Origin of the sequence: Streptomyces sp. LUP30, assembly GCF_001746365.1 — a bacterium.
Taxonomy (GTDB): domain Bacteria; phylum Actinomycetota; class Actinomycetes; order Streptomycetales; family Streptomycetaceae; genus Streptomyces.
On sequence record NZ_MJAJ01000006.1, the window covers coordinates 127781 to 141101 of the forward strand.

Sequence of the window (13321 nt, forward strand, 5' to 3'; positions counted from 1 at the left end):
TGCTCGTGTCCATACCTCCGCCCCCAGGGCCCCACCGGCCCGAGGACCCGTACCAGCCTCCGCAGCCGCCGAACCCCTACCCGCAGGACCCGTTCGCGCCGCCGCAGCGCCCGTACGCACAGGACCCGTACGCACAGGACCCGTACGCACAGGACCCGTACGCACAGGACCCGTACGCGCGGGGGGCGTACGGTCCGCCCGGGTACCAGAGCCCTGCGGGACCCCAGGGCCCGTACCCGCAGGCCCCCTACGGGGCCGCGCCCTACCCGGTCTGGGGGCAGGGTTACAGCCCCTACGGCCGGCTCCCGGCGATCAACGGCCTGGCGGTCGCCGCCCTCGTGCTGGGCATCCTCTGCTTCCTGCCGGCCGTCGGCCTGGTGCTCGGGATCATCGCGCTGGCGCAGATCAGGAAGCGGGGCGAGCGCGGCAAGGGGATGGCGGTCGCGGGCTCGATCCTGTCCTCCGTCGGGCTCGCGCTGTGGGTCCTGGCGCTGGCCACGGGCGGCGCGGCCGACTTCTGGCAGGGGTTCAAGGAGGGCGCGGGCGCGCGCTCCGGCTTCTCGCTGGCCAAGGGCGACTGCTTCGACATGCCGGGCGAGACCTTCGACGGGGACGTCTACGACGTCGACGAGGTGGCCTGCGCGGGCGAGCACGACGCCGAGGTCTTCGCGACGGTCCCGCTGTCCGGCCGCAGCTTCCCGGGCGACGACCGCGTCACGCAGGTGGCCGACGACAAGTGCCACCGGCTCCGTGACGCCTACGCGATGGACCCCTGGGCGCTGACCGACAAGGCGGACGTCTACTACCTCACGCCCACCTCGGAGAGCTGGAACCTCGGCGACCGGGAGATCACCTGCGTCTTCGGTCCCGTGGACGACACGGGCACCCTGACCGGCTCGCTGCGCGAGGACGAGACGACCCTCGACGCCGACCAGCTGACCTTCCTCAAGGCGATGGCCGCCGTCGACGAGGTCCTCTACCAGGAGCCGGAGGACTCCGCCGAGGGCGCGTCGGCGGCCGACCTGACCTGGGCCGGGAGCGCCCGGGACGTCACCGGCGCGCAGGCGGTCGCGCTGGGGGCCCACACCTGGTCCGCGACGTCACGGGGGCCGGTCGCCGCCCTGGTGAAGGACATGCGGACGGAGAGCGAGGAGTGGGCGGCGGCGGCGAAGGCCACCGACGCCGACGGCTTCTACGAGCACTATGAGACCGCCTACGGGTACGTGGACGGCCGATCCACCGTCACCGCACGCGAGGCTCTGGGTCTGGCCACCACGCCGCCCCTCTACGACGACGGCTCCGACAGCGGGGGCGGAGGCACCGGCGGGGGCGACAGCGAGAGTGGCCTCGATGTGTGATCACGTCCACAGCGGGGAGAAAGTGCCTGGGTAAAGCGTTTCGCGGACAGATGTCATCACATCGAGTGATTCTCTGGCCTTTGCTTGCATGGCGGAACCCACGGTTGCCAGGCTGTAGCTGTCTGTACAACCTGATGGGAGTGGCCAGTGACATTCGGTGAGCAGCCGGCGTATCTGCGTGTCGCGGGTGATCTCCGCAAGAAGATCGCCGACGGATCGCTGCCACCGCACACCCGCCTCCCGTCCCAGGCGAGAATCCGCGAGGAGTACGGCGTCTCGGACACCGTCGCCCTGGAGGCGCGCAAGGTGCTGATGGCCGAGGGCCTGGTCGAGGGCCGCTCCGGCTCGGGGACGTACGTGCGCGAGCGGCCCGTTCCCCGCCGGATCGCCCGCTCCGGCTACCGCCCGGTGAGCGGGGCGACGCCGTTCCGCCAGGAGCAGGCCGAGGCGCACACCCGGGGGACGTGGGAGTCCAGCAGCGAGCAGGTCGAGGCGGGCGTCGCCGTCGCGGAGCGGCTCGGCCTCCAGCCCGGCGACCGGGTGATGTGCACGAAGTACGTCTTCCGGGAGGCCGGTGAGGCGATGATGCTCTCCACGTCCTGGGAGCCGCTCGCGGTCACCGGCCGCACCCCGGTGATGCTGCCCGAGGAGGGTCCGCTGGGTGGCATGGGCGTCGTCGAGCGGATGCGGGCCATCGACGTCATCGTCGACAACGTCACCGAGGAGGTGGGGGCACGCCCCGGTCTCGCGGAGGAACTCCTCTCCCTCGGCGGCGTCCCCGGGCATGTGGTCCTGGTCGTGCAGCGCACGTACTACGCCTCGGGCCGTCCGGTGGAGACGGCCGACGTGGTGATCCCGGCCGACCGCTACCGGGTCGCGTACCACCTGCCGGTGAAGTAGCCGCCCGGGGCGGGCGGGGAGAGCGGGGCGGGGGAACGGGCCGAGGGGAAGCGGGGCGGGGCGGCGGAAGGGGCGGGGCGCAGGGCGCCGCCCGATGGAGCGGCCCGTGGTGCGGGTGGAGTGGGGGAGGCGGGGGCGCGGCCAGGGGCCGTAGCGCATGATGTCGAGCGGCGCACACCCTTCCGGCAGTTGCCTCCGGAATTCGCCCCTCCCGGAGCCTGCCGCCCGGCGTCGGAATCCGGTCGTTTCCGCTTGTTCCCGCAGGTCGTCCGGTACGCGCCCGGAACCCCGCCGACCGGACGCGTTGCGGCGCACGCACGGCGCGTTCGGCCTCGTGCGCCCCCTGCGTCTTGGCTGGTTGCGTACCTCTTTGTGCAAAGCCGTGTTCGGTGCGTAAAGGTAAGGCGTACGCTCGGGCATATGCGGATTGCGGTTTCCTTGGCAGGCGGGGCGCGCGGCGCACCGCGGACGGGATCCGGCGGTCGGGCCGGGGCGGGAAGGGGGCGGGAGGCACGATGAACGACAGCACCACCTCTCTGCCCTGGCTCGTCATACGGCAGGACGACAACGGCAACCGCTACCGCGTGGGCAGGTACGCGACCCGGGGCGAGGCCCAGGAGACCGCGGACAGCCTCGACGGGCGCGGACACAAGCAGCTCTACTGGGTCGAGCGCGTGGGCCAGGCCCAGGGGCCGCCGCAGCGCCACCCCCAGACCCCGCATCAGGCTCAGACCCCGCATCAGACGCAGCCTCAGGCCCAGGTGCAGAACGGCGACAGCACCCTCAACTGACCGGGTTCCCCACCCGGGGCGTGCCCCGCCCCGACCTCGGTCCGGGCCGGCCCGGCGCCGATCCCGGGCCCGCCCCGGGTCCCGTAGGCTCCGCCGCATGACGGAACGGATCGTGGTGGTGGGAGCCGCCCTGCTCGACGACGGCCGCCTGCTCGCCGCGCGCCGCAGTGCGCCGCCGGAGCTGGCCGGGCGCTGGGAACTGCCCGGCGGCAAGGTCGAGCCGGGGGAGACGCCCGAGGCGGCCCTCGTGCGCGAACTGCGCGAGGAACTCGGCGTCGAGGCCGAGACCGTCGAGCCGGTCCCGGGGGAGTGGCCTCTGAGGCCGCCCTACGTCCTGCGCGTGTGGACTGCCCGGCTCCGGCCCGGCTCGGCCGCCCCCGAGCCGCTCCAGGATCATGACGCGCTGCGCTGGCTCGCTCCCGACGAGGCGTGGGACGTCGACTGGCTCGACCAGGACGTGCCCGCGGTGCGCGAGACGCTCGCCAGACTCGCCGCCGACGCGCGCTGAGTCCTGGCGGCCCGCCCCGACGCACGGCTGCCGCCCTGGCCCGGCGGGGCGCGTCGGCGGGGCGCGCCGGCAGGGGGAGTGGTGGCAGGCTGTACGCCGTTCGTGCCACTGTGCGCCCTGCCGAGCGGTACTGGCCCATGGATATCGGGTATGTGCCCATTAACCCCACGAAACCGGACATGGGTGTACTCGCTGGGCTGGGAAGTGATCGGCGTGATCGACACCGAGGGCGACCGAGCCGAGTGGTCGTTTCCCGCGGAGCCCGGTGCGGTGCGCACCGCCCGCCGCGCCGTCCGGAACCAGTTGCGGCACTGGGACCTCGACAGCGTGGGCGACATCGCGGCTCTGCTGGTCAGCGAGTTGGTGACCAACGCTCTTCGGCACGCGACCGGTCCCATCGGAGTCCGTCTGGTCCGCCCGGCGCACCTCGACGGCGTGCTGCTGGTCGAGGTGTCAGACCCGTTGCCGGACCCGCCGCGCGAGCGGGTCGCCCGGCTCGATGACGAGAGCGGGCGCGGGCTGCAGCTCGTGGCCTCCTCCGCGCGCCGCTGGGGCACCCGGCCCGGCGGCGCCGGCAAGACCGTGTGGTTCGAACTCGCGGTGCCGGGTTGACGGGGCGTGACGCGGGGATGACCCCCGTGTACGGCGGGGCCCCCGCCGTCACCTGCGCGGTGCGGGTCCGCGACCGGTGCCGAAAGGTGTGGTTCGACCACGTGCCCGCTGGTTAGAAGACTGGAAGTGTTGTCGCGGGACGGGCCAAAAAACGCCTGGACCGTGCTGTGATCGTGAACACCGTGTCGTGCGGACCCGTAGTGCTGGATACTGCGGGCAGCCGCCGCCGGTGACCGGTGCCGGACGCGGTGAGCTGGAGGGGACGGTTCGCGTGAGCGAGATACCAGCGAAGGCCACGGAGTCCGAGGACCCGTCGGGCGGCGCGAGGGCGGAGGCCGCGAGTGCGCTCGCCGGCGACTCCGTGCGCGGCGTCGCGGACGGGCAGGGCGAAGCGGCGACGCCCGGTGACGCCATGTGGCAGAGCAGCCCGCCCGGTTCGATCTACGACTACATCAAGGTCGCCTCGTTCTCCATCGGCCCCGACGGCCTCGTCGACCAGTGGAGTCTGCGCGCCGAGCAGATCTTCGGCATCTCCGCCGAGCGGGCCGTCGGCATGGATCCCATCGACGCGTTCGTGGATCCGGACCTGCGCGAACGCGGTCAGCGCAAGATGGCCGAGATCCTCGACGGGCGGGAGTGGACCGGTGTGGTCCCCTTTCGGATGCCCGATCCGGTGCCCGGCGGCGGCCGGGGCGAGCAGGGCCTCGCCGAGGTCTACGTCATGCCGACGCGCAGTCTGGACGGCGAGAAGGCCGCCGTGTGCATCGTCGTCGACGTCCGCACGCTCCGCAGCATCGAGACGGACCTCGCCGCCTCGCAGGCGATTTTCGGTCAATCCCCGTTCGGCTTCCTGCTGATCGACCCCGACCTGCGGGTCCGCCGTGCCAACCAGCGGTTCGCCTCCATCTTCGGCGGCACTCCGGACGAACATCACGGCAAGGGCGTCCACGACTATCTGCCCCGGCCCGAGGCCGAGCGGGTCAGCGCCACCCTGCGCCGGGTCCTGGAGACCGGCGACTCCATCACGGACATGCACGTCACCGGGTTCGTCCCCGGCTCCGACGAACGCCGGCACTGGTCGATCAACCTGTACCGGGTGCACAGCGGCAGCGGCCGCCCGATCGGCATCGCCTGGCTCGGCACCGACATCACCGCCCGTCGCGCGGCCGCCCGCGAGGCCGCCGCCGCACGGCGCAATCTCGCCCTCCTGAACGAGGCGGGAGCCCGCATAGGGAACTCCCTCGACCTGGAGACGACCGCGCGCGAGCTCCTCGACGTGGTCGTGCCCGGCTTCTGCGACCTGGCCACCGTGGACCTCTACCAGGGGCTCCTGGCCGGCGACGAGACGCCGCCCGGCCTCGCCGACGGCAGCGCGGAACTGCGCCGGGTCGCCTTCTCCTCCGCCGTCTCCGACGCCCCCTTCCCCGGTGCGGGAGCGCCCGTCGCGGTCGGCGCGGTCCACCACTTCCCGTTCAACTCGCCCTGCGCGGACGCCCTGCGCACCGCCCGCCCGCAGAGCATCCCCGGCGAGGAGGGCGGCCTCGTGCAGTCCACCCTCGCCGTCCCGATGGTCGCCCACGACACCGTCGTCGGCCTCGCGCAGTTCTCGCGGACCAAGGGGAGCGAGCCGTTCGGCGACCGGGACCGCGAGCTGGCCGTGGAGCTCGCGGCGCGGGCGGCGGTCTGCATCGACAACGCCCGTCTGTACCGGCGCGAGCACGAAAGGGCGTTGATGCTGCAGCGGTCGCTGCTGCCGCCCGGTGACCCGGTGGCGTCGGGCCTGGACATCGCCTGCCGCTACCTTCCCGGCAACGTCTCGATGGGCCGGCCCAGCGAGGTCGGCGGCGACTGGTTCGACGTCATCGAACTGCCCGGCCACCGCACGGCGCTGGTGGTGGGCGACGTGATGGGCCGCGGTCTGCGGGCCGCGGTCGCGATGGGCGAACTGCGCACGGCCGTGCGCACGCTGGCCCTGCTCGACCTCGAACCGGCGGAGGTGCTCTCCGCGTTGGACGAGATCGCGCGCGGGCTCGGCACCCCGGGCGGCGTCCAGCAGGCCACCCGGGCCGCCCGTCGGCCCCGCGAGGCCGACCTGTCCGAGGTGTACCTCGCGACCTGTGTGTACGCGGTCTACGACTCGGTGACCCGGCGCTGCACCTTCGCCAACGCGGGCCATCTGCCCCCCGTCCTCGTCGAGCCCGGCGAGCCGGCCCTGATGCTCGACGTGCCGCCGGGCATGCCGCTCGGCGTGGGCGGCGAACCTTTCGAGGAGGTGGAGGTCGATCTCCCCGAGGGCGCGCTGCTGGCGCTCTACACGGATGGACTGGTCGAGTCCCGCGACCATCCCCTGGACGAGGGGCTCAACGCGTTCGTCGGGGCGCTCACCGATCCCACGAGGCCGCTGGAGGACGTCTGCGACCACGTCCTCAACACCCTCGACTCGCACCACGGCGAGGACGACATCGCGCTGCTGATGGCCCGGGTGCAGGGTCTGCCCGCCGACTCGGTCGGCGACTGGACGCTGCCCCGCGAGCCGCGCAGTGTGGGCCGGGCGCGGGAGTACGCGCGGGCGCAGTTGCTGTCCTGGGATCTGGAACCCCTCGTCGACACGACGGAACTGCTGGTCAGCGAGCTGGTCACGAATGCGCTGCGATACGGCGAGGGGGAGATCAGACTCCGGCTGCTGCTGGACCGCACCCTGGTGTGCGAGGTCTGGGACGCGGGTCTCGTCCAGCCGCGCCGCCGCCGCGCCCGGGACACCGACGAGGGCGGCCGTGGCCTGCAGCTGGTGGGGCTGCTGTCGGCGGCCTGGGGCTCGCGCCGGACTCCGCGCGGCAAGACGGTGTGGTTCGAACTGCCCCTGCCCGACGGCGAGACGACTCTGGCGGACCCGGCGGAAGCCCTGCTGAGCCTGTTCTGACGCGCGCTCACCCACCGGCGGGGGGCGCGGCCGGTCCGGCGAAGCCCGCGGGCGTCCCGCCGTCGGGGTCCTCGGCCGGGACGACGCCGCCGAGTACGGCCCCGCCGACGCCTGCCGTGTGGTCCGGCCCCGCGTAGGGGTTCCCGTGCGCCCGGACGTCGAGTTCGGCCAGTTCCCGCGCCTCCAGGGCGAAGGCGTCGGCAGGTGCGCGGTCCGCCGGGTCGCCCGTCGCGAGGAGCCGCTGCGCCTCCGCGAGCCGGGTGCGCGCGACCGCGCCCACGGCCCCCCGGTGCGTCTCGACGAAGTCGGCCGCGGCGGCGGTGGCGGTCCGGGCGGCGATCAGGGCGGCGGCCTGCAGCGTCCCGTCCTGCCCTGACGCGATCGGCGCGGTCGCCCGCACGATCCGCCGCAGCACCCCGATCGGATCCCGGTCCGCCTCACGCACCCCCTGCCCAGCGGTGTCCTGACGAGTGATGTCCTGTCCAGCGGGGTCCTGACGAGCGGTGTCCTGCCCGTCGGAGTGCGACCCACCCGGGCCCGGTCCGTCGGAGTCCGGTGTGTGCGAGCCCTGCCGGGGTGAGTCCCGCCGGTGCGAGTCCTGTGCCTCGGGTCGGCTGCCGGGCTTCGGGTCCGGGGGCTGGGGGCCCGGCAGTTGGCGCCGGATCGAGGCGAGCACCGTCTCGGCCTGCAGCAGACGGGCGTGCAGCTCCCCCGGGGAGGCGTCCGACGACGCGACGACCACCTGCCGCCCCGTCCCCGTACCGGCGTCCGCCGCCGCCCCTTCCCCGCCTCCTTCCGCTTCCTCTTTCCCGTGCGCTTCCCCGGCCCGGGCCCGGGCCAGCTCCGCCTCCGCGGCCGCCAGGGCGACCGGCGCGGTGTGCTCGGCGGCCCGCAGCTCGCCGGCGAGCCGGTCGACGCCCTCCAGGAGGACGGCGGCCTGCGTGATGACCCCCTCGGCGGCGCGGAGTTGCCGGGCCGCCTGCTCCGGCTGCCCCGCATCGGCCGACTGCCGGGCCTCGTTCAACCGGACGGTGGCGAACAGAAGCCGGTCCTTCGCCTGTTCCACGTTCCCGAGGACGCCGGTGGTGGCGGTGGGCGTGTACCGGGCCCGCAACTCGGAGAGGACGGCTTCCGCGGCCCCCACCCGCCCGGTCAGCTCCCGGAACCGGCCCTCGGCGACCACCAGGGCCTCGCCCGACGCCCGGCCCGGCTCCCGCAGCCCCTCGAACGCCCCGGACGCCGAGTCCAGCAGCCCCCGCGCCTCCTTGCACCGGCCGACGATCCCGGCGAGCGCGTGGCCCCGGGCGGACTCCTCCTGCGGCACCCCCTCGTCGTACCGCTGCCGCATCCGGAACGCGGCGGCCAGTTCGGCGGCGGCCCCGTCGACGGTCCGGCGGAAGCGCGCGGTGTCCTCCGCCGCGAACAGAGCCTCGGCGAAGCCGAGTTCACAACGGGCCGCCCGGATCCGGTCGTCGGCGGCGACCAGCGCGGCACAGGACTGCTCGTCGAGGGCGGGGGGCTGCGGCGGCGACTGCGCGGCGGGAGGGCTGCTCGCTCCGCCGGGGGTCGTCCGGTCGCGGGTGCGTCTGACCCGGCGTATGTACGCGTAGCCTGCCGCCGCACCTGCCGCGCCGACGGCCACCAGCGGCAGCACCAGATCGACGGTGGACCTCCCGCCGTCCTCGGCGGTGACGGCGACGGCGGCCGTGCTCGCGGCGGGCGTCGGCTCCTTGATCGCAACCGGAACGTCGGCGCCGGACGTCATCCCTGGCAACACCAGCCACACGACCCCGACCGCACCGCCCAGCACGGTTTGGGCCACCCGTACGGACAGGTGCGAGCCGGTTCGCCGGGGCCGGCCTCGACGAGGCTGCGAAGGGGTCACATTTGCGAGCGTATGGCCGCGAATGCGGGCACGCGAGCGGGATGCACCCGACTCGGGGGCCGTGGGGCGGAACGACACGGGAGGGGGCCCGATGGAACGAGCACCGGAACGGACGACGGCACAGACCGAGGCCGAGACCGAGACCGAGACCGAGGGCGAGGGCGAGCGCGATGCCGGGGTCGTGGCCGGCGGCGGGAGCGGGAGCGACGACGGCGGCGGCGAGGGGGCCTCGGGGGGCAGGCGGTGGCGGCTGTGGGTGCGCCGGGGTGCGTTGGCCGCCGTGCTGCTCGTCCTCGTGCCGGTGCTGGTCGCCGAGGCCGCGCTGCGCGTGAACTACCTGGGCGATCCGGCCGAGGGCACGCGCACCCGCGGCAAGGACGCCCTGTGGCTGGGCCACGCCTGGGTCGACGGGCGCAAGACGGACGCCGACGTCCGGGCGCTCGGCCGCCGGCTGCAGAACACCGGCATCCGGGACCTCTACGTGCACGCCGGTCCGCTGGAGCACGACGGCACGTTGCCCGCGTCCGCCTACGCCCGTGCGCGCTGGTTCATCGCCGCCGTGCACCGGGAAGCGCCGAAGCTCCGCGTCCAGGCCTGGCTGGGCGACGTGCTCGCCAGTGAGAGCCCGGACGGCATGCGTCTGGAGCGTGCGGCGACCCGTGCCGCCGTCGTGCGGTCGACCCGGGAGGTCCTCGCGGCCGGCTTCGAGGGCGCGCACTTCGACCTCGAACCCCTCCACTCCGGCGACGGCGACTACCTCGCCCTCCTCGACGCCCTGCGCGCCGTCACCCGGGCCCGGCACGCCCAGCTCTCCGTCGCCGCCCACCAGATCGACCCGGTCCCCGGCTTCCACTCGTTCTGGGGCACGACCACCGGGCACCCCAAGTGGTGGTCGCAGAGATTCTTCGGCGAGGTCGCCCGCCGCGTCGACCAGATCGCCGTCATGTCGTACGACACCATGCAGCCCCTGCAGAGCACCTACGGCGGCTATGTCGCCCAGCAGACCTCGCTCGCCCTGGAGGTCACCCCGGCCTCCACCGACCTGTTGATGGGACTGCCCTTCTACCGCGAGAACCGCTTCGGCCACTGGGCGCACGCGGAGACCGTCGCCGCCGCCGTGCGAGGTGTCCGGCTGGGGCTGTCCCGGACCGACGCGGACCGGGCGAACTTCGGCGTCGCGGCGTACGTCGACTTCGCGGCGACGGAGACCGACTGGCTTTCGTACCAGCGGGGTTGGGTCCGGTAGGCAGACGGTCTCTTTGCGCGCGGACCTCTTGCCGGCGGCGGGATCACGGGGATCATGAGGGCATGTACTGGGCAATGGTGGGCACGGGCGCCGTCTGCGTCGCGATCATGGCGGCGATGGGCGTCGCGGCCGTCGTCCGGGAGTGGGTGCCGCCGCGCGGCGCCGGGCTGGTGCTGCGGCCGAGGCTGTGGGGGGCCGGCGTCCTGATGAGCGCCGTGGGGCTGGGTTCCTTCATGTTCCTGGGCCCGTTGGCCGCCGACCCCCCGGCGGTGAACCGCTACGTCCCGCTCGCCGGGATGGCCGTCAACATCGCCGGGCTCGGCCTCCAGACGTACGCCCGGCGTCCCGGCCGCACGCCCCGGCTGCCCCCGACGTCTACGACGGCCGCCTCCTGATCTTCGATCCGAGCCACACCAGCGGGTCGTACTTGCGGTCGACCGCCCGCTCCTTCAGGGGGATCAGCGCATTGTCCGTGATCTTGATGCCCTCGGGACAGACCTCGGTGCAGCACTTGGTGATGTTGCAGTAACCGAGACCGTGCTCGTCCTGGGCGGCGCGTTTGCGGTCCAGTCCGCTCTCCTCGGCCGCGTCCAGCGGGTGCATGTCCAGCTCGGCGACCCGCATCAGGAAGCGCGGGCCCGCGAAGGCCGTCTTGTTCTCCTCGTGGTCGCGCACGACATGGCAGGTGTCCTGGCACAGGAAGCACTCGATGCACTTGCGGAACTCCTGCGGCCGGTCCACGTCCTCCTGGAACATCCGGTACTCGCCCGGCCCTACCCCTTCGGGCGGCACGAACGCCGGGACCTCCCGTGCCTTCTGGTAGTTGAAGCCCACGTCCGTGACCAGATCGCGGATCACGGGGAAGGCGCGCAGGGGAGTGACGGTGATCGTCTCCGCGCGGTCGAAGACGGACATGCGGGTCATGCACAGCAGCCGGGGACGCCCGTTGATCTCCGCCGAACAGGAACCGCACTTGCCCGCCTTGCAGTTCCAGCGGACGGCGAGATCGGGAGCCTGGGTGGACTGGAGGCGGTGGACGATGTCCAGGACCACCTCGCCGTCGTTGACCTCGATCGTGAAGTCCTCCAGGCCCCCGCCCCGCACGTCGCCCCGCCACACCCTGAAGTGGGCGTCGTAGCTGCTCATTCGTACAGCTCCTCTTCGGTGAGGTACTTGACCAGCTCCTCCTTCTCGAAAAGGGCGAGCAGGTCGGGGCGGATGGGGTCGGTGGTCTCCCGCACGAGCCGGATCTGGCCGTCCTCGGGGTCGGCCACCGGCGGGCCGCCGGCCGGATCGGCCGGCACGCACAGCAGGTTGACGTTGCGCCAGGCGCGTTCCATCGCCGGGTGGTCCTCACGGGTGTGGCCGCCGCGCGACTCGGTGCGTTCCAGAGCCGCACGTGCCACGCACTCGCTGACCAGCAGCATGTTCCGCAGGTCGAGGGCCAGGTGCCAGCCGGGGTTGAACTGGCGGTGACCCTCGACGCCGGCCCGCCGGGCCCGGACCCGCAGCTGCGCCAGCTTGAGCAGGGCCTGCTTCATCTCGCCCTCCCGGCGGATGATGCCGACCAGGTCGTTCATGGTCTGCTGCAGTTCCTGGTGGACCGCGTAGGGATTCTCCGCGGGGCCGGGCGCGGGCTCCTCGCCGGCCGCCTCGGCGGAGAAGGGGCGCAGGGCCTCCGCGGCCGCCGCGTCCACCTGGGCGTCGTCCACCTGGGGCCGCCCGGTCGCCGCCGCGGCGTGCTCGGCCGCGTGCAGGCCGGCTCGCCGGCCGAACACCAGCAGGTCGGAGAGGGAGTTGCCGCCGAGCCGGTTGGAGCCGTGCATGCCGCCGGCCACCTCGCCGGCCGCGAACAGTCCGGGTACCCCGCGCGCGGCCGCCGTGTCGGAGTCGACCGCGATGCCGCCCATCACGTAATGGCAGGTCGGGCCCACCTCCATCGCCTCGGCGGTGATGTCCACGTCCGCCAGCTCCTTGAACTGGTGGTACATCGAGGGCAGCCGCCGGCGGATCACCTCGGCGGGCATGCGCGTCGACACGTCCAGGAAGACACCGCCGTGCGGGGAGCCGCGGCCCGCCTTCACCTCCGAATTGATGGCGCGGGCCACCTCGTCGCGGGGGAGCAGCTCGGGGGGACGCCGGTTGTGGTCCGGGTCCTCGTACCAGCGGTCGCCCTCCTCCTCGGACTCGGCGTACTTCTCCTTGAAGACGTCCGGGACGTAGTCGAACATGAACCGCTTGCCCTCGGAGTTGCGCAGCACCCCGCCGTCGCCGCGGACGGACTCCGTGACGAGGATGCCCTTGACCGACGGAGGCCAGACCATGCCCGTGGGGTGGAACTGCACGAACTCCATGTTGAGCAGGGGGGCTCCGGCGAGCAGCGCCAGCGCATGGCCGTCGCCGGTGTACTCCCACGAGTTCGACGTCACCTTGAACGACTTGCCGATGCCCCCGGTGGCGATCACCACGGACGGCGCCTTCAGGACGAAGAAGCGGCCGGTCTCGCGCTCGTAGGCGAAGACGCCGCTCACCTTGGAACCGTCCTTCAGGACCCGGGTGACCGTGCACTCCTGGAAGACCTTCAGCCGGGACTCGTAGTCGCCGGTCTCCTTGTGGTCCTCCTGCTGCAGCGAGACGATCTTCTGCTGGAGGGTGCGGATCAGCTCCAGGCCGGTGCGGTCGCCGACGTGGGCCAGGCGCGGGTACTCGTGGCCGCCGAAGTTGCGCTGGGAGATGCGGCCGTCCTTGGTGCGGTCGAACAGCGCGCCCCAGGTCTCCAGCTCCCAGACCCGGTCCGGGGCCTCCTGGGCGTGCAGCTCCGCCATCCGCCACTGGTTGAGGAACTTGCCGCCGCGCAGGGTGTCGCGGAAGTGGACCTGCCAGTTGTCGTGCTCGTTGGCGTTGGCCATCGCCGCCGCGATGCCGCCCTCGGCCATCACCGTGTGCGCCTTGCCGAACAGCGACTTGCAGATGACGGCCGTGCGGGCGCCCCGCTCACGGGCCTCGATGGCGGCGCGCAGCCCGGCGCCCCCCGCCCCGACCACGACGACGTCCCACTCCTGGCGGTCGACCACGGACATCAGCAGGCCCCACTCATCAGG

11 protein-coding genes are annotated in these 13321 nt (G+C 73.2%); 8 read left to right on the forward strand and 3 right to left on the reverse strand.

The window, feature by feature from the left end; all coding sequences use genetic code 11:
• Positions 1–5 precede the first annotated feature (5 nt).
• From BG482_RS07860 to BG482_RS07885, 6 genes are all read left to right on the forward strand, one after another.
• Positions 6–1358, forward strand: a complete 1353-nt coding sequence (locus BG482_RS07860; protein WP_069768241.1) for a DUF4190 domain-containing protein — start codon at positions 6–8, stop codon at positions 1356–1358.
• A gap of 147 nt (positions 1359–1505) precedes the next feature.
• Positions 1506–2258: a GntR family transcriptional regulator gene (locus BG482_RS07865; RefSeq protein WP_069768164.1), complete on the forward strand. Its 753-nt coding sequence runs from the start codon at positions 1506–1508 to the stop codon at positions 2256–2258.
• Positions 2259–2773: 515 nt separating this feature from the next.
• Positions 2774–3049 carry a hypothetical protein gene (locus BG482_RS07870; RefSeq protein WP_069768165.1) on the forward strand — a complete coding sequence of 92 codons (276 nt, stop codon included), beginning with the start codon at positions 2774–2776 and terminating at the stop codon, positions 3047–3049.
• A gap of 97 nt (positions 3050–3146) precedes the next feature.
• Positions 3147–3557 carry a (deoxy)nucleoside triphosphate pyrophosphohydrolase gene (locus BG482_RS07875; protein ID WP_069768166.1) on the forward strand — a complete coding sequence of 137 codons (411 nt, stop codon included), beginning with the start codon at positions 3147–3149 and terminating at the stop codon, positions 3555–3557.
• A gap of 183 nt (positions 3558–3740) precedes the next feature.
• A complete protein-coding gene (locus BG482_RS07880) occupies positions 3741–4169 on the forward strand; it encodes an ATP-binding protein (RefSeq protein WP_069768167.1) in 429 nt (142 codons plus the stop codon).
• 271 nt (positions 4170–4440) lie between these two features.
• The gene (locus tag BG482_RS07885) at positions 4441–7089 is read left to right on the forward strand and encodes a SpoIIE family protein phosphatase (protein ID WP_069768168.1); all 2649 of its coding nucleotides are present in this window, start codon (positions 4441–4443) and stop codon (positions 7087–7089) included.
• 7 nt (positions 7090–7096) lie between these two features.
• On the opposite strand, the gene BG482_RS07890 is transcribed toward BG482_RS07885, so the two are convergent.
• The gene (locus tag BG482_RS07890; RefSeq protein ID WP_141746551.1) at positions 7097–8974 is read right to left on the reverse strand and encodes a hypothetical protein; all 1878 of its coding nucleotides are present in this window, start codon (positions 8972–8974) and stop codon (positions 7097–7099) included.
• Positions 8975–9065: 91 nt separating this feature from the next.
• On the opposite strand from BG482_RS07890, the gene BG482_RS07895 reads away from it, so the two are divergent.
• Together BG482_RS07895 and BG482_RS07900 are read left to right on the forward strand one after the other, a co-directional pair.
• On the forward strand, positions 9066–10220 hold the full coding sequence (locus BG482_RS07895; protein WP_256096294.1) for a glycoside hydrolase family 18 protein: 1155 nt from the start codon (positions 9066–9068) through the stop codon (positions 10218–10220).
• Positions 10221–10282: 62 nt separating this feature from the next.
• A complete protein-coding gene (locus BG482_RS07900) occupies positions 10283–10615 on the forward strand; it encodes a hypothetical protein (RefSeq protein ID WP_141746552.1) in 333 nt (110 codons plus the stop codon).
• On the opposite strand, the gene BG482_RS07905 is transcribed toward BG482_RS07900, so the two are convergent.
• Together BG482_RS07905 and BG482_RS07910 are read right to left on the reverse strand one after the other, a co-directional pair.
• Positions 10596–11366: a succinate dehydrogenase/fumarate reductase iron-sulfur subunit gene (locus BG482_RS07905; RefSeq protein WP_069768171.1), complete on the reverse strand. Its 771-nt coding sequence runs from the start codon at positions 11364–11366 to the stop codon at positions 10596–10598. The genes BG482_RS07900 and BG482_RS07905 overlap by 20 nt on opposite strands.
• Positions 11363–13300 (reverse strand): fumarate reductase/succinate dehydrogenase flavoprotein subunit, encoded by a 1938-nt coding sequence (locus tag BG482_RS07910; RefSeq protein ID WP_069768172.1) that lies wholly within the window; start codon positions 13298–13300, stop codon positions 11363–11365. Before BG482_RS07910 ends, BG482_RS07905 begins: the two co-directional genes overlap by 4 nt.
• Positions 13301–13321 lie beyond the last annotated feature (21 nt).

Bases quoted from the DNA above. Each gene is read 5' to 3' on its own strand.
- BG482_RS07870 (WP_069768165.1), top strand. From the start codon at position 2,774: ATGAACGACAGCACCACCTCTCTGCCCTGGCTCGTCATACGGCAGGAC.
- BG482_RS07875 (WP_069768166.1), top strand. From the start codon at position 3,147: ATGACGGAACGGATCGTGGTGGTGGGAGCCGCCCTGCTCGACGACGGC.
- BG482_RS07895 (WP_256096294.1), top strand. From the start codon at position 9,066: ATGGAACGAGCACCGGAACGGACGACGGCACAGACCGAGGCCGAGACC.
- BG482_RS07900 (WP_141746552.1), top strand. From the start codon at position 10,283: ATGTACTGGGCAATGGTGGGCACGGGCGCCGTCTGCGTCGCGATCATG.
- BG482_RS07905 (WP_069768171.1), bottom strand. From the start codon at position 11,366: ATGAGCAGCTACGACGCCCACTTCAGGGTGTGGCGGGGCGACGTGCGG.
- BG482_RS07910 (WP_069768172.1), bottom strand. From the start codon at position 13,300: ATGTCCGTGGTCGACCGCCAGGAGTGGGACGTCGTCGTGGTCGGGGCG.